Here is a 25,333-nt window from a genome sequence, read left to right as displayed (position 1 = left end):
TTCGGAAGTTCAATTTATATTTTCCGGATAAAAAAGATTATTAATGAGGTGCTAACGTGTTAAGAAGATATCTTCTACATCATTCATTCGCGACATCACAGCACGGGCATAAGAACAATGCGGATACACTTTCCAGTTATTGTCGCGAGCAAATTTGATACCTTCTTCCACCAGATATTTTCCCATTCCACGGCCTTCAAACTTAGAGTGCACCAAAACGAAAGAAATGATCATTTTATTTTCATCAGGAAAAATGGTGTAGGTCAACCTGCCTACTTCTTCGGTTTCTTTGTTTAACGTAATCACACCCCCGTTCCCCGATCTGTTGTTTTCAAAATTCATATTATATTTGTTTCGTTAAAGGTAATGGAATTCGCAGGGAAGGCTTTATAGAATTCAGTTTCTCTTTTTTAAATTTTAAAGAAAACGTAATATTGCAATAAAGGTTAAGAAAACTGAAATGACTTTTTGATGAAATTATTTTAGTTTTGAAATCATCAGTATCAAATGGACAAACCAATCTATCAAAAAATTACGGAAGAAACTTCATTATTTAATGACCTTAGGAACCGGGTAAAGAATCGCGTTGCTTCTATATCGGAAGACCGCGATGTTTCCATTCGTTGGAAAGCGGTTATTATGCCTTTATTTTATATCGGATTATATTTTGGAGCTCTTCTTAGTGTGCAAAATCCTTTATGGTACATTATGTTATTTGCTCTTATGGGAATTCTGCTCGTTCTCATTTACCTCAATCTTATTCATGAAGCCGCCCACAACAATATTTTCAAAAATAAGAGATTAAATGCCGTTGTACTTCGGTTTTTCGATTTTGTAGGCGCGAATTCCTACATCTGGAAAAAGCGTCACATTGTGAGCCATCATGCATATCCCAATGTGGACGGATGGGATACGGATATTGAGCAGAGCGGACTTTTAAAGATTTACCCTCATATACCACCAAGAGGCATCCAGAAAATACAACACAGGATTTTCTTTTTAATTTATCCGTTTTATCTGTTCAACTGGATGTTTATCCGCGATTTCCGCGATTTTTTTGATAAAAACCGAATCATTCTGAAAACTCAGGGTGCGATACCTTTAAATGAAAAAATAAAAATGATCATTTTCAAATTATTCTATTTTTTCTATCAGATTGCAGTTCCTGTTTTATTTTTTGAGGCTTCATTAAGATTAGCTTTAGGAGCTTGGTTTATTCAAATTATTGTGGCCAGTATTTTTGCGCTTTTTGTGTTACTGCCGTTGCATCCGCTTCCTGATAATGAATTTCCGCAGTTGGATGAAGATAAAAATCTTCCGTACAGCTGGATGCGCCATCAGTTTGAAGTGACCAATGATTTAAAAGAAAATAATTGGTTTGTTAGGCATGTTCTGGGTAATTTCAATTATCATGTTGCGCATCATCTTTTCCCAAATTACAGTTATGCTTATTACGATGAAATTACTGAAGAAATTAAAGAGTTTGCCCAAGAAAATAACCTTAACTATAAGCGATTCTCAATGTTTACGGCACTTGGTAAGCATTATCAGCTTTTAAAATCCAATGCCACTTCCATCAGCGAGGTGATGGAAGAAACGATGTAAGGATTAAATATCAGGGTGTCTTTCAAAGGATTGGTTGGGATCGAAAAGATAACGATAAGTAGCCAGTTTTCTTGTCACTTGTGCATCTAAATTTTTGGCTATTTTCATCATTTTCGGATTGAAATCACCAATCCACTGAAGTTCTGTTTCCTGAAATGTGGTGTGTTCCCTCAGATGTTGGGTGCCTTCCCAGATCATAAATCCTTCAATTCCGGTTCGTTGCCATTCAGGAACTACGCCAAATACGATGCCCACCATTTTGGAGTTTTCCCGGAACTTCTTGATCCACAAGAATTTTAATTTTTCTAATAAACCAAATCCTCCGTTCAGGTATTTGAACCATTGATTCAGATCCGGAATGTTGATCCACATTGCCACCGGTTTTTCATTTTCATAAACAAACCAAGCAATATGTTCATTGATCACGGGTTTCATAGAACGGAACATTCTCAATGTTTTTGCGACAGAGATTTGTTTCCCGCCTTCATGGCTTGCCCAGGCTTTATTGTAAATTTCTGTGAAGTCTTTAGCGAATTTTTCCAGCCGGTTTTTTGTCAAAGGCCTGGCTTTGATAGCCGGATTTCTGGAATGCTTGGAATGCATCATCGTAAATGCTCGGGAAACAGGTGCGTAAATTGAACGGCTGTAGCAAAGCTGCTGAAAATACTCCTTAAAACCATAGTTTTCAAATAGTTGCTGGTAATAGGGAGCATTATAGTTCATTCCATACAGCGGTTCGTGAAATCCCTCGATCAGTACGCCCCAGAATTTATTGCGCTCGCCGAAATTAATAGAACCGTCCATGGCTTCCATTCCTCTTTCCTGAAGCCAGTTTTTGCAAAAATCAAAAATAAAATCAGCAGTTTTCTGATCGTTGATACAGTCGAAAAAACCGATTCCGCCGGTTGGTTGATTGTTTTTATAAGATGGATTAACAAAAACGGCGACTTTTCCTACCGTTTGTCCGGCATTATTTTCGAAAAGAAATCTCTCGCATTCTCCTCTTTCAAAAAGTTTGTTTTTTTTTCTGTCAAATACTGCTTCAATATCCTTGTTTAGAGGGCGGATGTAGCTTTTATCATCTTTATAAAGCCGCGCAGGAAATTCGAGAAATTCTTTTTTTTGTAGGGAGCCGCTTACATGTACCGCTTTCAGCATAGAACTAATTTAGCGTAACGAAAGTACTGTTTTTTTGGTTAAAATTAAAATATAAACACCATTTAAATTCCTTAATTTTGCTGAATACAATGCTTCTATGAAAGATATTTTTGATAATGACGATGACGTTTTTACCGGAAAAGAACATACTCCCATTCGTGCGGATGCCTTCCAACTGTCGCCGGAAGAGAAGATTCAGAAGATAGAAAAACTTTTCGGTGAAATCATGGAAACTTTAGGTCTGGACATGACCGATGATTCCCTGAAAGACAGCCCGAGACGCGTCGCAAAAATGTATGTGAACGAAATATTTGGTGGCCTTTTACCCGAAAATAAACCAGGAATTTCGACTTTTTCCAATAAATACAAATACCGCCAAATGCTGGTGGAAAAAGACATAACAGTCTATTCTTTCTGCGAGCATCATTTCCTCCCGATCATCGGAAGAGCGCATGTTGCCTATATTTCAAACGGCGAAGTCATTGGCCTTTCAAAGATCAATAGAATTGTCGATTATTACGCAAAACGGCCTCAGGTTCAAGAACGTATGACGATGCAAATCGTAGATGCCATGAAAGAAGCGCTCGGAACAACGGATGTTGCGTGTATTATTGATGCGAAACATCTTTGTGTAAATTGCCGAGGAATTAAGGATACTGCAAGTTCCACTATTACCGCAGAACTGAGCGGAATATTCAGAACCAATCCTATTACAAGACAAGAATTCCTGCATTATGTGGGAAGCCATGCGAAATTGGATTATTAAGTAAATAAGAAGATCATGAACGTAAAAATCTATAATTCGCTTTCCGGCGAGAAGGAAATTTTTAAACCAATAGTAGAAGGCAATGTGGGAATGTATGTCTGTGGACCTACGGTGTACAGCAACGTGCATTTAGGGAATGTTCGGACTTTTATGTCCTTCGATTTTATTTACCGATCCTTACTTTTTTTCGGATATAAAGTCCGTTACGTGCGGAATATCACAGATGCAGGGCACTTGACCGATGATGGCGATGTGAATAACGACCGGTTTGTGAAACAGTCACGGCTGGAAAAACTGGAACCGATGGAAATTGTGCAGAAATACACAGTAGATTTTCATAAAGTACTGCAGCGTTTCAATTTGCTTCCGCCTACCATCGAACCAACAGCTACAGGGCATATTCTGGAGCAGATTGAAATTGCGCAGAAACTTATTGAAGACGGTTTTGCTTATGAGAAAAATGGCTCTGTTTATTTTGATGTGATGGAATATAACCGGCGCGGCTTGAATTACGGAGAACTTTCCCGAAGAAATATAGATGAACTTTTTTCCAATACCCGTGATCTCGACGGTCAGGATGAGAAAAAAAATCCGCAGGATTTCGCGTTGTGGAAAGCAGCTTCACCCGCACATATCATGCGGTGGAATTCACCTTGGGGAATAGGTTTTCCCGGTTGGCATCTGGAATGTACTGCGATGTCAACTAAATATTTGGGAGAAAATTTTGATATTCACGGGGGTGGATTGGATCTTAAATTTCCCCATCACGAATGTGAAGTCGCACAGGGAAAAGCATGCAATGGAACAGCTCCCGTTAATTATTGGATGCATGCCAACATGCTGACTATGAACGGTCAACGGATGAGCAAATCTACGGGAAATTATATTTTACCTATGGAATTAATTTCTGGTGAGAATGATTTTTTTGAAAAGCCATTTCATCCTTCCGTAGTTCGGTTCTGCTTTATGCAGGCGCATTACCGTAGCGTTCTCGATATTTCGAATGATGCGATGTTAGCAGCAGAAAAAGGATTTCACAGGCTCATGGAAGCAGTCAAACTTCTCGACAACATTCAGGTTTCGGAAACCGGATCTGCAGGATTTGATCTTAAAGAATGGGAGCAAAAATGTAAAGAGGCATTAGCGGACGATTTCAATGCGCCGATTTTGATTTCTTATCTTTTTGAAGCCGTGAAATTTATTCATCTTTTAAAAGAAAGGAAGGAAAGCATAACGGAAGAAAATCTTCATGAACTAAGAAACTTGATGTATGCTTTTGTGTATGATGTTTTGGGATTGCAGAATATGGAAGAAAACAGCAATGCGAAACTGGATCAGGCTTTGCAGGTGCTCATCGATATCCGGACGCAAGCCAAGAAGGCGAAAAATTTTGAACTTTCAGACCAGATCCGGGATCAGCTTCTGGAACAAGGCATTCAGTTGAAAGACGGCAGAGACGGAACTACTTACGAATTAAAATAAAATCTAAAACCGGAATTTGTTCCGGTTTTTTATTTGCTCATAAATTTAGCCTAATTCAAATGGAAATAAGAAGTTTAAGATTTTAAATTTGTTTATATTCAAATGAATTCCGTAATTTAGTCCGATATTAATAAAACATCACCAAATTATCCTATTATGAAAAAGTCTCTATTACCTTTATTGTTGTTATGCGCAGGAATGACCGTGCACGCTCAGCATGATATTTTTGCCCTTACCGGAACGCCTGGAAACCAGATTAACTTCAATGATTTCCGGTCGATGAATGCGAAAACTCTTCAGACGGGAGAGGTTTTTCTGAATGCTGAAACCGCAGCTTCCGAAGTTTTTTCCCAAACTTTAAACGGTAAATTCTCAGAAAACAAAAGTTCCGTTCATCGTGCGCAGTCGCCTATGATTGCAGCTTTGGCGTATGATTCTTCAGGAAAAGATCTCGTGTACTTCCCAATGTTTTCTTCCAATATGTATGTTTTGAATACCCGTTCAAAGAAAATTACTTTGGTAGAAAATACACTGTTGAAATCTTCTGCATGTGATATCGGTTCTCACATTACACGAATGACACTGGGAGCAGACGGAAACATTTATGCGATGACGAATTCCGGATCGCATTTATATAAGATTTCAAAAGTTAACGATAGATATACGATCTCAGATTTGGGACCTGTAAAAGATACTTCCGCAAAAGCTGAGATCTCTCTTCATCAGATAAACAGCGGATACGGTGGAGATATGATTGCCGATGCCAATGGTGACCTCCTTATTTTTGCGGCTTCAGGAAATATTTTCAGAGCAAAATTAAATACGATGACTGCAGAATTTGTTGGTAAAATCAAAGGATTACCTGAAGGATATTCTGTAAATGGAGCTGCCGTAAATGCCGAAGGAAACGTGATGTTAGGAAGTGCAAAAGGTGGATCGTATGAAGTCAATATGCGGAATCTGGAGGCAAAAACGCTTGTAGAATCTGTAAAAATTCCGGTGTATGATCTGGCAAGTCAGTACTTGTTGAATGAGCAGAAAGAAGTTTTGGAAACGCAATATACAGGAATTGATATTTATCCTACAAAAGCAACGGAAGGCTATGTTAATATAAAAATAACAGATCCTAAATTAGAGGGAAATCTGATTTTTGAACTTTTCGATGCGAGGGGACAAAGATCAGCTATCAAAACACTGACTGCAGTGCAAAGAAATCCTGAACAACGCATGGAACTGGGAACCTTACTGCCCGGAATGTATGTTTCTGTGGTAAAAGACACCAACGGCAAACAACTTTTCAGCAAAAAAATTCTTGTAGAATAAACCTTTTTTAATATAATCTTATAGCCTCCCACTTTGGGAGGTTTTTTTATGATACAAATGAAATGTGCTTTAACTTCCATTCTTAATTTTCATCCAAAAGGTAGCAATCACGGATATATACGGGTTTGTTTTAGGGAAACCTTCACTTGATAAAATTTAAATGAAATGAAAAAATTACTTTTAGGGCTTGCCGTTTCTTTTTCGATGCTGGTTTTTGCCCAATACGGATCCCACAATAGCTGGGGCAATCATTATCCTGATTACGGACATTACGAGAACAATAATTTCTATTTTCCGGAAGATTATTATTACGAATATCCTAATGATTATTTCGCAGATGATTTCTACAATGGATATTATAACGATTATCGCAGAAGCATTACTATGGTCAACTGGAATAGCTTTTTCAGAAAGCACCGGTTAACAAGATGGCAAATTGAAATGATTATGGATTTGAACAATCAATTCACTTCCTTCGCTATGTGGAACAGTTATTATAGGATGAATCCTCACCGTTGGTATTACGACAGATTTTATGCACTGGAAAGAATTCTTGGGCCACAAATATTCATCGTGTATCAAAATGTATATTATGGAGGACATGCACCGGTGGTTTATTATACCAATCATTGGAACAATTATTACCGACCAAGACATGTGGTAAGGCCAAGATACCGGAATATTAACATTAATATTTACAAAGTCAACAGGAATACCTACCATCAAACCACGGGAAATAATTACGGATGGAACCAGCCCAGAACTAACACGGCAAATAATGGGCGTACAATCAACACTGAAAGTGGGGTGAGAACCAATCAGTACAACAGTGGAAACAGAGTGATCAATGATACCGGAACGCAAAACAACAGCGGAACGAGAGTGCAAAACAATACTCCTGTCAGATCTGTTAATACTTCTGCTCCATCCCAGCACTCCGGAAATTCGGGCGTACGGAATACAACTCCCCGAACTGCCAATGTTCGTGCGAATAACAGCGCACCGGCAACCATTAGAAATAACAATAGCGGAACGAGAAATTCCAGCCAGCGATCCGCGACAAGAGCGCAAAGTACACCGCAAACTTCTCAGAGAAATTCATCCGGAATCCGTTCCGGTGGCAGCGGTCGTTAAAAGCAAAGTGGCTTCTTGATTGGAAGCCACTTTTTTTATTTTTTCCAATGAAACTTTTTTCAGGATTTCTTTTTCGCTTTAATCATCGTTTCCAACATATCCCACATTTCCTGAGGAATCGCTTCCAGCATATTAAATTCGCCTGCTCCCTGAAGCCATTCGCCGCCGTCGAGGGTAACCACTTCTCCGTTCATGTAAGCAGAATAATCGGAAACCAGATATGCCGCAAGATTGGCGAGTTCCTGATGTTCGCCCACCCTTCTCAGTGGAACTTTCTTCCGCATATCAAATTTTTCGGCCAGATCTCCCGGAAGTAATCTTTCCCAAGCTCCCTCAGTCGGAAACGGACCCGGCGCAATAGCATTGAAACGGATATTATATTTCGCCCATTCTACAGCCAGGCTTCGGGTCATCGCCAGAACTCCTGCTTTGGCACAGGCTGAAGGAACAACGTAAGCTGATCCGGTCCAGGAATAGGTAGTCACAATATTTAGTACTGTTCCCGGATGTTTTTGATCAATCCAGTATTTTCCGATGGAAAGCGTGCAGTTTTTTGTTCCTTTCAGCACGATATCGAGAATAGAATCAAACGCAGAGTGGGTAAGGCGTTCGGTAGGAGATATGAAATTTCCTGCGGCATTGTTCACCAGAATATCGATGAAACCAAAATTTTGTACAACGGTGTTTTTCATGGCCTCCACTTCTTCCCAGTTGCGGACATCGCAGGCAACAGGCAACACCGTTCCTCCGGTTTCTTGCTCCAATTCTGTTGCGGTTTGCTTCAGTTTGTCCAGATTTCTGGAAGTAATGGCCACTTTGGCGCCCAGTTGTAAAAAATACCGTGTCATGGCTTTTCCCAGTCCGCTGCCACCGCCGGTTACGATGATGATTTTATCTTTCAGTGCGTCATCGCGCAACATTCCTTCTGTGTATTTCATAGCAATTTTGGTTAGAAAGTAAAGGTAAGGAATTTTAGAAATGCCGATTTAAAAATGATCATGCGGTACATAGAACAGAATTATCTTTAAGGGCTACATTCATTTAAAAGTAAAATAATTATGCCTATCATTACAGAAATTCCACCTATTAAACCTCCAAAAAACATAGATGAATCCCAGTAATCAGGATAATCCTTTCTTTCCCGTGTTTTCCATTTTTTTATTAAATTAAATGTATAAAGGATGGAGGCTATTAACAATAAAGATCCTAATAATATGTTACTTAATTCCATCATTTTAATTATAATGTCAGATGTTAAGAAATCATCACACCAATTCCTGCAGCACAAACCAACGTTCTTCCATAGTTTCCAGGCGGTTTGAAATATCTTTGAGTTTTTCTGAAATGCCCGCTATTTTTTCATAATCGGTTTCGTTGTTCAGGGCTTCCATCATTTGAGAACGCTCTTTCTCCAGCTTTGGCATTTCCTTTTCCAGGGTTTCTAGTTCGCGCTGTTCCTTGAAGGAAAGTTTCTTTTTCGCAACGGAAACCGGCTCCTGTTTTTTCTCTTCCGTTTCTTCTTTTTTCTCCTGCTGTGCTGATTCCTGACTTTCCTGAGATTTCATTTCGCGGTATTCGGAAAAATTGCCGGTGAAATTTCTGATCTTTCCGTCTCCTTCAAAAGCCAGTACATGATCCACAATTCTGTCCATGAAATACCGGTCGTGTGAAACAATAATCAAACAGCCCTGAAAATTCTGAAGGAAATTTTCCAGGACAGTCAGTGTCGGCAAATCCAGATCGTTGGTCGGTTCGTCAAAAATCAAAAAATTAGGGTTCTGATACAGCACATACATCAGGTGCAGCCTTCTTTTTTCGCCACCGGAAAGTTTAGAAATGGGCGAATACTGCGTTTGGTCGTCAAACAGGAAAAGCCTCAGAAACTGTGATGCCGAAATGGTTCTTCCATTGGCCAAAGGAAAATTCTCTGAAATATTCCGGATGAAATCAATCACCCTTTCCTCTTCATTATAGTTGAGGCCTTTCTGGGAAAAATACCCGAATTTGATGGTTTCCCCCGTTTCGATATTTCCGGAATCCATCGGTTCCAGGCCTTGAATAATGTTCAGTAAAGTGGATTTTCCGGTTCCGTTATTGCCCACAATTCCGATTTTTTCACCTCTCTGAAAAGAATAGGAGAAGTTTTTCAGCAATATTTTCTCCCCGAAACTTTTGCTGATATTTTTCAGTTCCAGGATTTTTTTGCCCAAGCGTTTCATTTCAAAATCCAGTTCCAGACCGGCTTTTCGGGTATCGGTTTTAGCAGTTTTTTCAGTTTCGTAAAAGGCATCAATCCTCGATTTCGATTTCGTGGTTCGGGCTTTCGGCTGTCTGCGCATCCATTCCAGTTCCTTTCGGTACAGGTTATTCGCCTTGTCGATGGTGGCATTCAGGTTTTCTTCCCGAATCATTTTATTTTCGAGATAAGTGGCATAACTTCCCTGATGGACGTGCAGATTTCTGTCTTCCAATTCCCAGATAATATCGCAAACCGCATCCAGAAAATAACGGTCGTGGGTCACCAGAAGCAAAGTCATATTGGCTTTGGAAAGGTAATGTTCCAGCCATTCCACCATTTCCACATCCAGGTGATTGGTAGGTTCGTCCAATATTAAAAGAACGTGTCGATGTTCAGCGCGGGTTTCTGTAAGGAGTTTTGCGAGAGCAATCCGCTTAATTTGTCCGCCCGAAAGGGTGCCCATTTTGGCGTTCAGATCTGTGATTTTCAACTGGAAAAGAAACTGTTTCATTTCATTTTCCAGATCCCAGGCTTTCTGAAGTTCCATTTCGGCAATGGCTTTTTCCATTTCCTTCGGATCTGCGGAAATCAGCGACTGATGGTATTTTTTCAATGCCTGAATCGGTGCAGAATCCAGTGTCATCATGAATTCTTCCACCGAAAGTAATGGGTCGAAATCAATTTCCTGATCAAAAAGCACCACCTGAATATCTTTGTGAACGGTGACATTTCCGCTGTCGGCAATTTCTTTTCCGGTAAGAATTTTCAAAAGGGTTGATTTGCCGGTGCCGTTTCTGGCCACGATAGCAATTTTATCGCCTTCATTCACGTTGAAAGAGATGTTTTCAAATAAGATTTTGATGCCGAAGGATTTGGTGAGATTTTCTGCCGAAACGTAATTCATCTGTCATTAAAATTATGGTGCTAAAATACGGATTTAACTATGGATAAAATCACTCCACCATCAGCTTCTCCAGGTCTCCCATATTCCCATTGAAAATATTCAAATCCACTTTTGTATTGATGCCGTACGCGATGCCGTTTTCCGTGAACTGCCACATCATCCAAGGATCTTCCGGGCTGGGCTGAGGAACGTCGTTATAGTTGGCCAGCCATAGCGGGTAACCGTCAAATTCTCCCCGAAGCTCATTTCGGTAATAGTGGTAATAGGTATAAATAATGGGCTTTTTCCCGTATTTTTCCTCTACAATTTTTATCCAGATTTTCAGGTTTTCGATCAGTTTTTTTCTGGAATATTTCACAGGCCTTTTTTCAATATCCAAAACGGGAACCAGATCGCCGCCTTCCAGTTTCACGGTTTCCAGAAAATTATTGGCCTGCCGCACAGGATCTTCATCCGGCCGGTAAAAATGATATGCACCGCGAATCAGTTCGTGCTTTTGTGCCGTGGTCCAGAATTCATCAAAATTCCGATCCTTGCCGCGGTTTCCCATCGTTGCCCGTAAAATCACAAACCTCAGCGGGATCGAGCGGTTGCCAATGCTCAGGCTGTCCCATTGCAAATCTTTCGGATTCTGGTAATGGGAAATATCAAAACCGAAAATCTTATCCGCATACATTCCTGTAATCTTGTCGATTCTTTCGGCTTCAAAGGCGGTGTTTTTTAATTTTTTATGTTCGAAACGGTTAAAATAATAAGCATAATAAAAGGCAATTTTTTCTTTCAGATAGAATCCCGTTCCGGAAAGTGCAAAGAACAACACAGCAAGCAGGAGCAACCGGCGGAAAATTACTTTCCGTCTTCTTTTCTGATGCAAACGCCTCTTGCTGCCAATTCTGGTTCTTTTTCTTGCCATTTCGGTGCAAAACTAAAATTTTAAAGATGAAGATGGTATAATAATTTCTGTAAATTTGTGATATTATGGAAACACGAGAAAAAATAGTGATTATTGGTGGTGGCTTTGCCGGATTACAACTCGCCAAGACACTCAACAATAAGAATAAAAAAGTTTTGGTGATCGACAAAGTGAACCATCATATGTTTCAGCCGCTTTTTTATCAGGTCGCCTGCGGAAGAATTGAACCTTCCAACATTTCTTTCCCATTCCGAAAGATTTTTCAGCGTTCCCGCAACACGCAATACAGGATGACAGAGGTACAAAGCGTCGTTCCGGAAGAAAACAAACTGGTTACCGAAGACGGAGATTTTCATTATGATCAACTCGTTATCGCAACGGGATGCAAAACCAATTTCTTCGGGAATTCAAAAATGGAACACTTGACCTTCGGAATGAAAAATACCCAGGAAGCCATTTCCATCAGAAACCATGTGTTGCTGACTTTTGAAAAACTGATTATTGAAAAAAGACGCAGCGACGATGGAAACTGGAATATTGTCATCGTAGGAAGCGGACCGACAGGTGTGGAGCTTGCCGGTGCTTTTGCGGAAATGAAGAAATATATTCTGCCGCGTGATTATCCGCACATGAATTTCGATGAACTTAAAATTATTCTGATCAGTTCCACAGAAAAACCCCTGACTTCTATGAGCGTGGAGTCTCAGCAGAAGTCGGAAGAATATCTCAAAGAATTTGGTGTTATTTTCATGAAGGGTGAAATGGTGACCGGTTATGACGGTAATAAAGTCTTCATGCAGAGCGGAAAAGAAATCGCCAGCAATAATGTCATCTGGGCAGCAGGAGTTACTGGAAATGTAATCGATGGAATGAATCCGGAGGTGGTGTTCAGAAACCGCTATAAAACCGACCGTTACAATCGCGTTTTAGGATATGAAAATATTTATGCCATTGGTGATATAGCCTACATGGAAACCCCAAAATATCCCGACGGACATCCGCAGGTGGCAAACGTGGCCATCAATCAGGGAAAGAATCTCGGAAAAAACTTTCTGAAGAAGAACCGCTCCGACTGGAAAGAATACGAATACAGAGATCAGGGAAGTATGGCGACGATAGGTAAGCACAGAGCGGTGGTAGATTTGCCCAATTTTAAATTTCAGGGTATTTTTGCATGGTACTTCTGGATGTTTCTTCACCTGATGCTGATTCTTTCGGTGCGGAACAAACTGGCAGTTTTCTTCAACTGGATGTGGAGCTATGTGAACAAAGATTCATCGCTGAGGCTCATCATTATTCCTAATAAAAAGAATAAAACCGAACAATGAGAATTGATATCATCAGTGTGTTGCCCGAATTGATGGAGAGCCCGTTCCAGGCCTCTATATTGAAAAGAGCAGTGCAGAAAGGACTTGCCGAAGTTCATTTTCACCAGTTGCGCGACTGGAGTACCGGAAAATACCGGCAGATTGACGATGAGCCTTACGGTGGAGGAGCCGGAATGGTGATGATGGTGGAACCCCTGGATAAATGTATTTCGGAACTGAAATCCCAACGGAATTATGATGAAATTATTTATCTGACTCCCGAAGGCGAAACCCTGAACCAGAAAATCGCCAATTCGCTTTCTATAAAAAATAATCTGATGTTCATTTGCGGACATTATAAGGGAATTGATCAGCGGGTTCGCGATCTCCATGTTTCCAAAGAAATTTCCATCGGCGATTATGTGCTTACCGGCGGCGAACTGGCAGCGTGTGTTTTGGCAGATTCGGTGATCCGTTTGTTGCCAGGCGTTCTGAACGACGAGCAGAGTGCTTTGACCGACAGTTTTCAGGACGATCTGCTGTCACCACCCATCTATACAAGACCTGAAGAGTATAAAGGACTGAAAGTTCCGCAGGTTTTGCTTAGTGGGAATTTTGCAAAAATAGAACAATGGCGGCATGATGAAGCCGTTCGTATTACCCGTGAACGCAGGCCGGATCTGTTAGGCGAAGACTAGCTTTTATGAATTTAAAATGAAAAAAATCCTTTTGATAATAGTGCTGTTATTCTATACGGCAGGCTATTCGCAAAAACCCGTTACGGCAGTAAAGAAAGAATTTACTGAGAAAGTTCTTCAGCAGAAAATCATGTCCTTTGACGGAAAGAAAATAACTGTTGGTGAAGTTTTGAAACCCTATCAAGGCAAAGTCCTGATTATCGATTTCTGGGCGAGCTGGTGCCGCGACTGCATTCTGGCGCTGCCCAAAACGGAAGAAATAAAAAACCGTTTCCCGGAAGTAGAATTTGTGTATTTCTCTTTAGACCGCACTTATGATCAGTGGAAAAAAGGCCTTGATAAATACGGAATTGCCGGTCAGAAAAACTACTGGTTCGATGAAGGCTGGAAAAATAGCTTTAACAATTATATCGAATTAAATTGGGTTCCACGCTTTATGGTGATTGATCAACAGGGCAAAATTGCCGATTATTATGCTATTTCTCCAGAAGATCCGGAATTATTGGAAACGCTTCACCGGCTTACCTCTGAATAACGGTGCTGGCTTTCCACAGCAGAAAAATGGATTGAAATATCTGCAACCCCATTGTTTTTTATATGATGAAAATGATCATCGCGAAAAACTTATTGCTTAAAAAAACAGCCGGAAGATTTTCCGGCGCATATTAATGAAAGAGTCGCTGTTCAGGGATCTTACCAGAAACCGAGAGCATCGTCCTTATTGTCGTCTTCCTCTTCGTCGTCTTTTGCTGCAAAATTAATAAAGCTTTCTGCAATGTCCGTCAGGTCTTCATCGGTTTCTTCTTCTTCTTGCAATGTCGTATGAAGCAGATCGGAAGCCTCGTATAATTCCAGTGTTTCGGCCAAAGCGGCCAGTCCGCCGTAGGTTGCTATCTCATAATGTTCTACTTTCTGTGCAGCAATAATAAGAGCGGCATCCCGGGTCATGCTTCCTTCTTCCGTGTTTTCAATAACGGATTCGCCTTCTTTAACGATGCCGATAATGGCTTCACATTTTTTTTCTTCAGGTTCTTCACCGATGAGTTTGAAAACTCTTTCCAGGCGGGAGATGTGCTTTTGGGTAAGAAGATAATGGTCTTCAAAAGCCTCCTGAAGTTCATGAGTAGTCGCTGCTTTCTGCATTTTGGGCAAGGCTTCCAGGATGTGTTTCTCTGCGTACAGAACATCCTTTAGTGCGTCGGTGAAAAATTTGAACAACGGTCCGTCCCGTTCAGTTTCTGATGGTTTTTGATTTGGATTCTCTTTATTTTCGGAGTTTCCATTCGTTTCCAACGTCTGTCTTTTGGCTTCCGAATTGTTGTTCATGTTCACTTCTTTTTCTTTTGAAACCGAACCTTTTGGGGTTTTCTCAGCAGTTTTAGCTGTGGCAGCGGGATTTTTATTGGTATCCATATTTTTTGATTTTTAAAAACCGGCTGCATTACGCAGCCAGTTGTGGGTGATAGAATAGATTAGTTATTACGTCTGTTTCTGCTTCCGAATCCGCCCCGGCGTCTTGCATTGTCTTCGGAGGTGAATCTGCCCCTTTCATCATGATACGGATTTCCTCTTTGTGAAGATCTGCGTGATCCACCTGAATTTCTGCCGGATGAGCTGCCTCGTCTTGAAGATGAACCGGAGTTTCCTCTGTTACCGGACGAACTCCTTCCGGAGCGGGAACCGCTGTCACGCGATGAACCGCGGCCTTCCGAGATGAACCTTCCCCGGCTGTCTTTTGGTTGATCATCTGCTGATCTGCCTCTGCCGGATGATCTGCCTCTGCCGGATGATCCTGAACTTCTTCCGGAAGATGACCCTGATCTTCCACGACCGGATGAACCTCTGCCAGAAGAACCTCTTCCGGATCTGGAAACAAATCTGCCCTGGTCGTCTCGTGGCTGATCATCTGCCGATGAACCTCTGCCAGATCCGGAGCGACTTCTTGATCTGTTTGAACCTGAACTTCTTGCTGAGGAGGAGCGGGAGCTTCTTCTTCCGCCTCTTCGTCTGTCATCATCGTCGTCATCGTCGTCATCGTCCCAATCGTCCTCGTCCCAGTCCTCGTCATCATCCCAATCCTCGTCATCGTCCCAATCCTCGTCATCGTCCCACTCATTATCGTATTCATCATCATCCCAGTCATCGTCGTCATAATCGTCGTAGTCTTCATCATCATACTCATCGTCATAATAACGGTTGTTATAGTCATCATCATAGTAATCTCTGTCGTCCTCATCATCCCGATACGAACGGTTTCTGCCTGAGTTTCGTGATCCTGAACCTCTCATGGAAGTTCTTCTGCCGGAAGAAGACGATGGTCTTCTGTTACCGGAATTTCTTCTAATTGCCATAATAATAATATTTTGTGATTTGGTGATGCTAAGATATTACGACAATTTCATAAAAAAAAGCGGAGCGGTGTTAAAGTTTTACAATAATATGGAGTTTGAAATGAAAAAGTGATAAAGATATTACTTAATTGTTTAATACCTTTTATCGGTTGCTTTCTCTGCTGTGTACAAAAGTGAAGCAGGAATTACCGGTAGACTATATTAAATAAGAAATTATTTACGAATTTTATTGCAGAAATTTTGGAAATCAGTCAGCAATTTTGAATGATCAATGATATTGAATTTTTTAATGTTCTGCATCGGATTCTTGTGTGGATTCACGAAAAATAATTAACACAAACGATCAGAAGTTGGTTTCGAACAGTAATTATAGTGGATAAGATGTAACGTGCAGACAATAAAGTTATAATGAATTAATTTTACACGTCGGGAGATATGAATTGTTAGGGAGGTTCTTTAGGATTTTTTAACAGTCATCATGTTCAGTTGTCAACAGTCTTACTCATCATATTATAATAATTCCAGGCGGCGATGAAAATTCCGGCGGTTTCCGTGCGCAACCGCTGATTTCCCAACGTGACCGATTTGATGCCTTTTTCGGTGAGTAATTTGATTTCGTTGGGACTGAAATCGCCTTCCGGACCGATGAGGAAAGTAATATGATCTCTTGGTTTTAGTGCGTTTAGGTTGGTTCTTTCGAAAGAAGGGTCACAGTGCGCAATGTAAGTTGTTTCCAGATCTGTGGTGGAGATAAAATCTTGTAGTTTTACCATAGGATGAATCACAGGGAAATGAACCCGCAGCGACTGTTTCGAGGCGCTGATGGTCTGTTTTTTTATCTTTTCGGGATTAATGATTTTCCGTTCAGATTTATCGGTCTGGAGAAAAGTAATTTCAGAAACACCCAGTTCGGTAGCTTTCTCAATGAAAAACTCAGTTCGGTCAATATTTTTTGTCGGGGCAATGGCAATATGAAGTTTCGGTGAAAAATCCGGCAGGGCTTTTTCGATGGCGGAAACCTCAATATTTGCTTTTTTACCTTCCAGAACAAGAGTTCCTTTGGCCAGATTTCCTTTTCCATCGGTTATGGAAATTTCTTCGCCGATGCGCATGCGGAGTACTTTTATTATATGCTGTTGCTCGTCCGCATCAATGGTGGTTTCCGGAAATACAGTGCCGAAAAAAAGTTTCATATTGTGAAGGTTTATTTTGTAAAAGATTCCTCCAGGTCATATCTTGCAGATGCCGATACTGAGAGGTCGGAGAACTCACCTCTTTCATATTTCAGTTGTGCCACCATGGCAATCATCGCAGCATTATCCGTCGTATATTCAAATTTGGGAATGTAAATATTCCAGCCCAGTTTTTCTTTATTGGTCAACATCGCTTCGCGCAAACCTGAATTGGCAGAAACGCCGCCGGCGATGGCTACTTCAGAGATCTGATATTCAGCGGCTGCCTTTTCCAGTTTCAGCATGAGCGTTTCCGTAATGGTTTTTTGTACCGATGCACAGAGGTCATTCAGGTTTTCCGAAATAAATTCCGGATTCTTTTTCAGTTCCTTCTGAATAAAGTAGAGTACAGATGTTTTCACACCACTGAAAGAATAGTCGTAACCGTCCATTTTCGGTTTGCTGAAGGTGAAGACATTGGGATCGCCCGTTTTGGCCAACTTATCCACGATGGGACCCGCAGGATAATCAAGGCCAAATAATTTCCCTATTTTATCGAAAGCTTCGCCTGCTGCATCGTCGATGGTTTTGCCGATAATTTTCATATCAAAATAATCCTCAACAAGCACAATCATGGTATGTCCGCCACTGACAGTAAGGCATAAAAATGGGAATTTGGGCGGCACAGGATTTGCATCCTCGATGAAATGCGCCAAAATATGGGCCTGTAAATGGTTGACTTCAATTAAGGGAACATCCAGACTCATCGCGAGAGATTTTGCAAAGGAAGTACCTACGAGCAGTGAGCCTAAAAGTCCGGGACCGCGGGTAAAACCGATAGCGGAAATCTCATTTTGTTGTATATTTGCTTTGGTGAGAGACTGATGGATGACGGGAATGATATTTTGCTGATGGGCACGCGAAGCCAACTCGGGGACAACCCCGCCGTATTCGTTATGAATAGTCTGGCTAGCAGCTATATTTGACAGTATCCTGTTTCCTTTGATGACTGCAGCCGAAGTATCGTCGCAGGACGATTCTATCCCTAAAATTATTGATCCGTTCATTACGATGGCAAATTTAGAAAATAACAATCAAAATAACGACACTCCGCCGGATCCTTCCGGTAAAAAGAAACCAAGCTCTTCTGCTGTGGATCAAATTAATGAAAAAATTACTGAAACCGCACAAGACCTGAAAGAAGGAGTTAAAACGGTGGCTCACGAAGCTAAAAAAGCCGTTGAAAATCCTGTGCAAACCGTAGGAAATCTTGCAGAACAGGCCACGAAAGATGTGACCAGCGTAAAATGGTGGGCCAAATTGTTGTTGATTATTTTCTGGTCAGCGTTAGGAATTGTGGTTTCCGTTTTAATCGTGGTTAATTTGCCTGCTACAAAAAAATGGGCAGCCAATCAGGCACTTCAGGTTTTAAATCAGGACTTTAAAGCCGAAATGTACACGGATGATGTTCAGGTCAATTACTTCGGAGATGTCATTGTGAACGGACTGAGGATTAAAGATCACAAAGGCCTTGAGTTTATTAAAATAAAACAATTCCGGGCCAATTCAAACTGGTTGGCGCTGGTGAGAAATGCTCTTTCAGCGAACAATAATTCTTTAAGTTTTAACGCTTTAACGCTAACCAATGCAGATATCAAGGTCATTACCTATGAAGGCGACAGCATCTCGAATTTTATCCGCTATATCGATAATTTTGATTCAGGAAAAGAAAGAGATCCGGGTACGCCGCCTTTTCAGCTGGATTCCAGAGTTCATCTTATCAACTCCCGTGTTTCGATTGTCAACAAAAACAGTGAGGGAGAAGAGGGAAATTGGCTTCAGGCAGAAAATCTGAACCTTAAAGCTCCTAAAATAAAGGTGAATGGCGGTGATGTCTTTGCCCAGATTAATAACCTGAATTTCACGACCACACGTTGGGGTAAAAAACATTACGTTGATACTTTTTCCACAGAAGCAGCACTAACCGACGATTTTCTTTTGCTGAAAGACCTTACCATCAATACCGACCACAGTTTGCTGCAGGGAGATTTGAAATTCAATCTCAATAACGGTTCCTGGAGTAATTTTACCGAGAGGGTACGCTGGGAAATGGAACTGAAACGCGGAAGCCAGATCAGCGGTTATGACATCAGTTATTTTGTTACCGATTGGGATAATTATAAACCCGTCAATATTTCCGGGAGAATGGCAGGGCCGCTCAATAATTTTCATCTGCATGATTTCGTGCTCGGAAATAAACAAGTGAGTATCAATACCAGCACGATGAAACTGGCAAACCTGATGGAAGGTGATTTTCTTATTGAAACCAACCATCTTTCTACCGATTTTACCTATCGTGATCTGAAAGCGATGCTTCCTTCTTTTATCTCTGAACCAATGAAAGATTTTGCGGACGATTTCGGACGGCTCAGGTACACCGGTGCAGCGCGCATCACACCAAAACAAATTTTTGTTCCGCGTGGAAACCTGATCACAGGAATTGGGCGGGCGTTTGTCAGGAACTTTTACCTGACCGATTATTCCAACGACATACCCAAATACAGAGGTTATGCCGAAGTGACGGATCTGAATACGTTTGCCATCACCAAAAGCAAAGAAGTAGGTTTAATTTCAGGAAATTTCCAGTTGGACGGGCAAAGTTTCGATGTGAATACCATGAGGATCCGGACCACTTCGCGCATCAGCAAAATTGAAATTCTGAATAAAGAAATTAATAATGTTTATCTGAACGGACTTCTGAATGAAAAGGTGTACACGGGAGTTATTAATGTAGACGACCAACAGGCAAGAGCGAATGTGGAAGGGCGTATTGATTTCAGAACCTCCAGAATTCGGGCGGATGTAGCCGCTAATATCCGGCATCTGAATCTGACTTACTTTACGGGCGGAAAAGGAACTCAGAATATCAGCGGAAATCTGAAAGGTAATCTGTCGATGACGGATTTGAATGACATGACGCTGGATGCCAACCTGAACGGCGTGAGTTTCAGCACCGGAAAGGAGCGGTTTGATATTCCGACTGCAGACGTAAAAGCCTTTTTTGAAAACGGAAACAGAGTCGTTTCGGTGAATGCCCCCGGTGCAGTGAATGGGAAAATTACCGGAAAATATAATCTGGCCGATCTGCAGGAGATGATCACGAACGGACTGAATAAAATTCTGGTAGGGCCACCTCCAAGAAAAATGTTCCGGAACCAGCAGTTTAATATTGAATTTGAGGTGCGGCAGAATATCGTCAATTATTTTATGCCGGAACTTCGGATTTCCAATGGTGCTTTTGTGATCGGATCTTACGACGGCAACGAAAACAATCTGGTATTAAACCTTGATGCTACAGAGATTAAATATTACTTCAAAGGAACTCAGGAAATAAATGAAGCAGAACCTGTTTTGGTTTCAGCAAATCCACCTGCAGTAGAGGTCATCAAAGACAGCATTCTCGTGAACAACCTTGCAGTGAGAATTAATACTGCCAATCTGGAAGAACAGATTTTTGCCAAAATAGACCGTGGTGTTTATGGTGAAAATATCTTCAGAGAAGTCACGATTACCGGAAATAAGGAAAATAATCAACAGTTAAATATCGGTGTGAGTCTTCAACATGGAGACGAGGAAGATGAGGTGAAAGGAGCATTGCAGCATTATGCCGTTAATTTCAATCAAACCACCAATTCTGCTGGAGATTATATCGTACGTTTCGACCCAACTGCACTCACCCTGAATGATGTCACCTGGCATATAGACACCAGCCCTGCCCTGAATCATTCTGTGATCTACCGCAAGGCTACCGGCGACATTGAACTGGAAAATGTGAGAATTTATTCCCAAGACAGCGAGCTTTTCGTGAAAAATGCGCTTTTTAAATCAGGATCTGATTTTGTGGCTGACGGAGAAGTTAAAAACTTTCAGGTTGCGAAACTTCTCGAAATGCAGGAAGACGGAAATTCACTGGATATTCAGGGAGTAGCCAACGGTATTTTTAATATCAGGATGAATGGCGGCAATCTGGAACCACTGGTCAACCTTCGGGTTCAGGATATTTCGATGGGAGGAGAGGATATGGGAATCATTACGGTTGTTGCTAAAAGCAGTGATATTCCGAATGTTTTTGATGTAGATGCTAAAGTGGTTTCGGCTGGAATTATCGGAAATAACAATCTGGATGTCAGTGGAACGATAGATAATAATACGCCTTCTCCAACGCTGAATATCCACGCCAATATGGACGATTTTGATCTTCGTTTTGCCAATCAGTTTGTAAAAGGAATTTTCAGTAACCTGAGAGGAAAAGCTAATGGCTCGCTGGCGATAACAGGAACTTTGAAAGAAGTGGATTACAGCGGTGATATTTCGCTGAAAGATTTCGGATTAAAACTCGATTTCACCGGTGTAGACTATTCCTTTGATGATACCATGGTTCATCTTACCCGCGGTGCTGCAGTGCTGAATAACATTGGTGTTCGTGATGGCCGGGCCAATTCGAGCGGTACCATTTCCGGAGCAATTTATTTTGAAACGCTGGCTTCTATGGCGGTGGAACTCATTATGAGGGCAGATAATCTATTGATGCTCAATTCAACGCAGGAAGATTACGACCTGTTTTGGGGAAGAATTTACGGAGAGGGTGATCTGTATGTTTCCGGGCCTGTGAATTCGTTGAGTATTCAAACGCCTAATATGAGAGCACTGAATAACAGTGTGTTTACCTTTAATTCCAATTCCACTTCAAATGTAGAAGAATTTAAAATGCTTCGGTTTCTAAAAGAAGATGACAAAGGCAGCATTATTACCGAAAGTGTAGAAAGGTCTGGTGCGAATATGAATATTAACTTCAGGCTGACTGTGGATAAAGGTACCACGGTGAATGTTCTTGTAGGTGATGATATCGGAAATATCTCTGTGAGAGGTGCTTCGGAAGACCTCAGATTCCACATGTCGCGAAACGGAAATATAGAAATGAACGGTGGATATATTGTAGATACAGGAACCTTTACTTCCAAAGCAGTGCTGAACCGTACTTTTCAGATTGAGAAAGGAAGCAGCATCTTGTGGGATGGCGATGCGATGACGCCTTCGCTGGATATTACCGCTAATTATGTGCGTACGGTTTCCAATGCTGGCGATTATCTCGGTGTCGGATATCTGCAGCCGATACAGGTGCTTCTGCAAACTAAAATCACTCAAACGCTGAACAATCCTAAAATTTCTTTGGGAGTTTCTGCGATGGATGTTTCCAGCCAGATAAAAGAAACACTGGCTTCCAGAATGAACGAAGAGGATGAACGAGTTATTCAGTTTGGTTCTGTTTTACTGATGAACAGGTTCAATACTTCTGCTACCGGTTTTAATGTCGCAAACATTGCAGAAGACACGGGTTATAATATTTTATTTAAACAACTCGGTTCGGTACTCAATACCATCAGCAGCGAATTTCAGATTGATTTAAATTATATCAAAGGAGATGAAGCGTCGCAAACCAGAGACCGTGCGAATGCGGGAGTCAGTTTTGCGCTCTCGCCGCGGGTGAGTGTGAAAACCGGTTTGGGGATTCCGCTTTCCCGAGGTTCTGAAGGAACCAATACGGATTATCTTTCAGGAGAAGGGACCATAGAGTATGATGCGTCCAAGAAAAATGACGGTACTTTGGTTCTTCGAGGATATTCCAAACCCATGAATATCGGAATGGGAACCCAGATGGGAACCAATAGTGCTGCGAATCAAGCCTATGGAGTAGGGGTAGTTTGGAGTAAGAGTTTTAACAGAATCTTTGGAAGTAAGAAAAATGATAAAAATCATGTTCCAAAACTTGCTTCAGACACCATTACTTCTGAAAAGAAAGATTCATTACAATAACATATTAACAAGCAAAACATAAGATTTGGTTAAAAACTGTTAATCTTTAAATGAAAATGCATATTATAATATTTTTTTGTAAATTTGCAAAAAATATATACATTCTTTACTAATATTATAATTTAAGACAATGAACTATCAACTGGACGAAATAGATAAGAAAATACTCGATTTTCTGGTAGAAAACACAAGAATGCCTTTTACGGAAATTGCCAAGCAAATGGATGTATCTGCAGGTACCATTCACGTAAGGGTTAAGAAAATGGAAGATGCCGGAATTATCCTGGGTTCTTCACTGAATATTGATTACACTAAACTGGACTATTATTTTACAGCATTCATAGGAATTCTTCTTACCAAATCCAACCGAACCCACGAGGTCCTCAGAGAACTTTCCAAAATTCCAAACGTTGTGGAAATTAGCGTAATTTCCGGGAAGTACAATATCTTCTGTAAAATCCGGGCAAAAAACACCGACGATGCCAAGAAAATTATTTATCAGATCGATGACATTCAGGATGTAATGAGAACCGAAAGTATGATCTCTATGGAAGAATATCTGAGTGATAAAAACAGACTCATCAACGCTGTAAGAATCTAATACGGTACTTTCAGCTTACTCATAAAAAAACTTATGACATTGTTCATAAGTTTTTTTTTGTTCTTATCTTTACAGCTTATGAAAAACAACTATTTTAAAGGCGAAACCTCTGAACGGGATTTGGGATTTTACCTTTCGCTGATAGCCATGTTGCTATTTGCACTTATGGGTATTGGGATAGATGTAGACCAGTTTTTGCAACAGCAGGAGAAAAATGTGCAGATACCTTCCTGGTATTTCTATCTGATTTTTGCCGTTGATTTGGTGATTCTCATTTCTTTGGCTCTCATTTATTTCTACCGGAAAGTGGGTGTTTTTCTCTTTCCTCTGGCCATGGCGGCTCATTTTCTTTTTCATATTTATTATTTAGACACCTTCCTGTATTCGGACGTTACGGCGCTTTTCCTCTATACCGGAATCGGTCTGCTCGCTTTTATTCCCAAGTGGCAGTTTTTTAAATAACATTATTTCCCCTGAACAGATAAGAAAAAACATGATGAAAATCAGCAGTGCTTTAATTAAGATAAGTTTGTCTTAATTAGAAATAATACCTAATTTTGTTCTCACAAATAAAATAATTAAGATGACAACATTAGAAAAAACCATCGGAGAAATTGTAGCAGAAGATTTCAGATCGGCTGCGGTATTCAAAAAATATGGAATCGATTTTTGCTGCAAAGGGAACAGAAGCATTGCCGAAGCCTGCGAACCGAAAGGCATCGATCCTGCGAATATCTATAACGAGTTGGAGAACTTCCGTAATGTTCATTCAGAAAATACAGATTTTAATTCCTGGCCATTGGATTTATTGGCAGATTATGTGGAACGGATGCACCACAGGTATGTTGAAGAAAAGACGCCAATTTTGATCCAGTTTTTACAGAAAATTGCTAAAGTTCACGGGGAGCGTCATCCCGAACTTCACGAAGTATACGAACTCTTCATGGAATCGGCTCAGGATTTAGGAGCACACATGAAAAAAGAAGAACTGATCCTGTTTCCGTTTATCAAAAAAATGATTCAGGTGCAGCGCGACGGTACTCCTTTGGACACTGCACACTTTGGAACCGTTGAAAATCCGGTAGCCATGATGAAACATGAACACGCTGTAGAAGGAGAAAGGTTCCAGAAAATCGCGGAACTGACCAATAATTATCAGTTTCCGGAAGATGCGTGCAATACGTATCGCGTCAGTTTCCAAATGCTGGAAGAGTTTGAAACCGATCTACACAAGCATATTCACCTGGAAAATAATATTCTTTTCCCGAAAGCCATCGAGTTGGAGAAAACCCTGAGAAATTAATATTTACAGCAAACTGAAAGGATTTCATTAATGTATTATCCGTAAATTTTAAATCCGCATAGTACCAATCCATATATTTTTCTAAATTTGAATGTCCCTGTTTTCAGGGGCATTTTTTAATTTTTAACCTATGGGCAAAGGACTGACCACCATTCTTTTTTTGATTGTTTCCAATGTTTTCATGACCCTGGCGTGGTACGGACATCTGAAGTTCGGGGAAATGGGTTGGCTGAAGAAAGCAGGAATTTTCGCAGTTATTCTGATCAGTTGGAGCCTTGCGTTGTTTGAATATATGTTTCAGGTTCCTGCTAACAGGATTGGTTTTGAAGGAAATGGCGGCCCTTTCAGCCTGTTTCAGCTGAAGGTGCTTCAGGAAGTCATTACACTCATCGTCTTTGTAATTTTTGCCGTCGTGTTTTTCAAGAACATACGGCTTAGCCTCAATCATCTGTACGCCTGTATCTGCCTCATTCTGGCGGTGTATTTCGTATTCAAAAAGTAAA

23 protein-coding genes are annotated in these 25,333 nt (G+C 40.8%); 13 read left to right on the top strand and 10 right to left on the bottom strand.

Annotation, left to right across the window (positions count from 1 at the left end):
• Positions 1–51: 51 nt before the first annotated feature.
• A complete protein-coding gene (locus tag DQ356_RS03040) occupies positions 52–342 on the bottom strand; it encodes a GNAT family N-acetyltransferase (RefSeq protein ID WP_114302989.1) in 291 nt (96 codons plus the stop codon).
• 165 nt (positions 343–507) lie between these two features.
• Between DQ356_RS03040 and DQ356_RS03035 the strand changes: the two genes are divergently transcribed.
• Positions 508–1,605, top strand: coding sequence for a fatty acid desaturase family protein (locus DQ356_RS03035; protein ID WP_114302988.1), 1,098 nt, complete (start codon positions 508–510; stop codon positions 1,603–1,605).
• A gap of 3 nt (positions 1,606–1,608) precedes the next feature.
• On the opposite strand, the gene DQ356_RS03030 is transcribed toward DQ356_RS03035, so the two are convergent.
• Positions 1,609–2,763 (bottom strand): hypothetical protein, encoded by a 1,155-nt coding sequence (locus tag DQ356_RS03030; RefSeq protein ID WP_114302987.1) that lies wholly within the window; start codon positions 2,761–2,763, stop codon positions 1,609–1,611.
• 97 nt (positions 2,764–2,860) lie between these two features.
• Between DQ356_RS03030 and folE the strand changes: the two genes are divergently transcribed.
• The 4 genes from folE to DQ356_RS03010 all read left to right on the top strand — a co-directional run bounded on the left by folE (position 2,861) and on the right by DQ356_RS03010 (position 7,468).
• Entirely contained in the window at positions 2,861–3,529 is a 669-nt protein-coding gene (gene folE / locus DQ356_RS03025; RefSeq protein WP_114302986.1) for a GTP cyclohydrolase I FolE, read from the top strand.
• A gap of 15 nt (positions 3,530–3,544) precedes the next feature.
• Positions 3,545–5,011: a cysteine--tRNA ligase gene (gene cysS, locus DQ356_RS03020; RefSeq protein ID WP_114302985.1), complete on the top strand. Its 1,467-nt coding sequence runs from the start codon at positions 3,545–3,547 to the stop codon at positions 5,009–5,011.
• A 156-nt stretch (positions 5,012–5,167) separates the two neighbouring features.
• Positions 5,168–6,334 carry a T9SS C-terminal target domain-containing protein gene (locus DQ356_RS03015; RefSeq protein ID WP_126723227.1) on the top strand — a complete coding sequence of 389 codons (1,167 nt, stop codon included), beginning with the start codon at positions 5,168–5,170 and terminating at the stop codon, positions 6,332–6,334.
• Between the two features lie 165 nt (positions 6,335–6,499).
• Positions 6,500–7,468 (top strand): hypothetical protein, encoded by a 969-nt coding sequence (locus DQ356_RS03010; protein ID WP_114302983.1) that lies wholly within the window; start codon positions 6,500–6,502, stop codon positions 7,466–7,468.
• A 59-nt stretch (positions 7,469–7,527) separates the two neighbouring features.
• Here DQ356_RS03010 and DQ356_RS03005 read toward each other — a convergent pair whose 3' ends face one another.
• The 4 genes from DQ356_RS03005 to DQ356_RS02995 form a co-directional block, all read right to left on the bottom strand.
• A complete protein-coding gene (locus tag DQ356_RS03005; protein ID WP_114302982.1) occupies positions 7,528–8,406 on the bottom strand; it encodes an SDR family oxidoreductase in 879 nt (292 codons plus the stop codon).
• A gap of 86 nt (positions 8,407–8,492) precedes the next feature.
• Complete coding sequence (locus tag DQ356_RS11165; RefSeq protein WP_147267610.1) at positions 8,493–8,702, bottom strand: hypothetical protein; 210 nt, start codon at positions 8,700–8,702, stop codon at positions 8,493–8,495.
• A gap of 31 nt (positions 8,703–8,733) precedes the next feature.
• Positions 8,734–10,611, bottom strand: coding sequence for an ABC-F family ATP-binding cassette domain-containing protein (locus DQ356_RS03000; protein ID WP_114302981.1), 1,878 nt, complete (start codon positions 10,609–10,611; stop codon positions 8,734–8,736).
• Positions 10,612–10,660: 49 nt separating this feature from the next.
• Complete coding sequence (locus tag DQ356_RS02995) at positions 10,661–11,524, bottom strand: glycoside hydrolase family 25 protein (RefSeq protein WP_114302980.1); 864 nt, start codon at positions 11,522–11,524, stop codon at positions 10,661–10,663.
• 65 nt (positions 11,525–11,589) lie between these two features.
• Here DQ356_RS02995 and DQ356_RS02990 point away from each other — a divergent pair, with 65 nt between their 5' ends.
• From DQ356_RS02990 to DQ356_RS02980, 3 genes are read left to right on the top strand one after another with little or no spacing between them, the layout of a single operon-like run.
• A complete protein-coding gene (locus DQ356_RS02990; RefSeq protein WP_114302979.1) occupies positions 11,590–12,852 on the top strand; it encodes an NAD(P)/FAD-dependent oxidoreductase in 1,263 nt (420 codons plus the stop codon).
• Entirely contained in the window at positions 12,849–13,529 is a 681-nt protein-coding gene (gene trmD / locus DQ356_RS02985) for a tRNA (guanosine(37)-N1)-methyltransferase TrmD (RefSeq protein WP_114302978.1), read from the top strand. Before DQ356_RS02990 ends, trmD begins: the two co-directional genes overlap by 4 nt.
• A 16-nt stretch (positions 13,530–13,545) precedes the next feature.
• Complete coding sequence (locus DQ356_RS02980; RefSeq protein WP_114302977.1) at positions 13,546–14,064, top strand: TlpA family protein disulfide reductase; 519 nt, start codon at positions 13,546–13,548, stop codon at positions 14,062–14,064.
• 158 nt (positions 14,065–14,222) lie between these two features.
• On the opposite strand, the gene DQ356_RS02975 is transcribed toward DQ356_RS02980, so the two are convergent.
• The 4 genes from DQ356_RS02975 to tsaD all read right to left on the bottom strand — a co-directional run bounded on the left by DQ356_RS02975 (position 14,223) and on the right by tsaD (position 18,119).
• Complete coding sequence (locus DQ356_RS02975; protein WP_228420616.1) at positions 14,223–14,942, bottom strand: ferritin-like domain-containing protein; 720 nt, start codon at positions 14,940–14,942, stop codon at positions 14,223–14,225.
• Between the two features lie 28 nt (positions 14,943–14,970).
• Positions 14,971–15,768 carry a hypothetical protein gene (locus DQ356_RS11210; protein ID WP_166413047.1) on the bottom strand — a complete coding sequence of 266 codons (798 nt, stop codon included), beginning with the start codon at positions 15,766–15,768 and terminating at the stop codon, positions 14,971–14,973.
• A 594-nt stretch (positions 15,769–16,362) separates the two neighbouring features.
• A complete protein-coding gene (locus DQ356_RS02960) occupies positions 16,363–17,073 on the bottom strand; it encodes an RsmE family RNA methyltransferase (protein ID WP_114302975.1) in 711 nt (236 codons plus the stop codon).
• A gap of 11 nt (positions 17,074–17,084) precedes the next feature.
• Positions 17,085–18,119, bottom strand: a complete 1,035-nt coding sequence (gene tsaD, locus DQ356_RS02955) for a tRNA (adenosine(37)-N6)-threonylcarbamoyltransferase complex transferase subunit TsaD (RefSeq protein ID WP_114302974.1) — start codon at positions 18,117–18,119, stop codon at positions 17,085–17,087.
• Between the two features lie 4 nt (positions 18,120–18,123).
• Between tsaD and DQ356_RS02950 the strand changes: the two genes are divergently transcribed.
• The 5 genes from DQ356_RS02950 to DQ356_RS02930 all read left to right on the top strand — a co-directional run bounded on the left by DQ356_RS02950 (position 18,124) and on the right by DQ356_RS02930 (position 25,332).
• Positions 18,124–22,926, top strand: coding sequence for a translocation/assembly module TamB domain-containing protein (locus tag DQ356_RS02950; RefSeq protein ID WP_114303150.1), 4,803 nt, complete (start codon positions 18,124–18,126; stop codon positions 22,924–22,926).
• A 130-nt stretch (positions 22,927–23,056) separates the two neighbouring features.
• Entirely contained in the window at positions 23,057–23,527 is a 471-nt protein-coding gene (locus DQ356_RS02945) for an Lrp/AsnC family transcriptional regulator (RefSeq protein WP_114302973.1), read from the top strand.
• Between the two features lie 78 nt (positions 23,528–23,605).
• Positions 23,606–23,989 (top strand): hypothetical protein, encoded by a 384-nt coding sequence (locus tag DQ356_RS02940; RefSeq protein ID WP_114302972.1) that lies wholly within the window; start codon positions 23,606–23,608, stop codon positions 23,987–23,989.
• 121 nt (positions 23,990–24,110) lie between these two features.
• Positions 24,111–24,830 (top strand): iron-sulfur cluster repair di-iron protein, encoded by a 720-nt coding sequence (gene ric, locus DQ356_RS02935; RefSeq protein WP_114302971.1) that lies wholly within the window; start codon positions 24,111–24,113, stop codon positions 24,828–24,830.
• A gap of 130 nt (positions 24,831–24,960) precedes the next feature.
• Positions 24,961–25,332 (top strand): DMT family protein, encoded by a 372-nt coding sequence (locus tag DQ356_RS02930; RefSeq protein ID WP_114302970.1) that lies wholly within the window; start codon positions 24,961–24,963, stop codon positions 25,330–25,332.
• Position 25,333: the final 1 nt, after the last annotated feature.

It is taken from the genome of Chryseobacterium lacus (assembly GCF_003336205.1).
GTDB lineage: Bacteria > Bacteroidota > Bacteroidia > Flavobacteriales > Weeksellaceae > Chryseobacterium_A > Chryseobacterium_A lacus.
The sequence above is the reverse complement of the archived record's forward strand: the minus strand, read 5'-3'. Positions and strand labels throughout refer to the sequence as shown.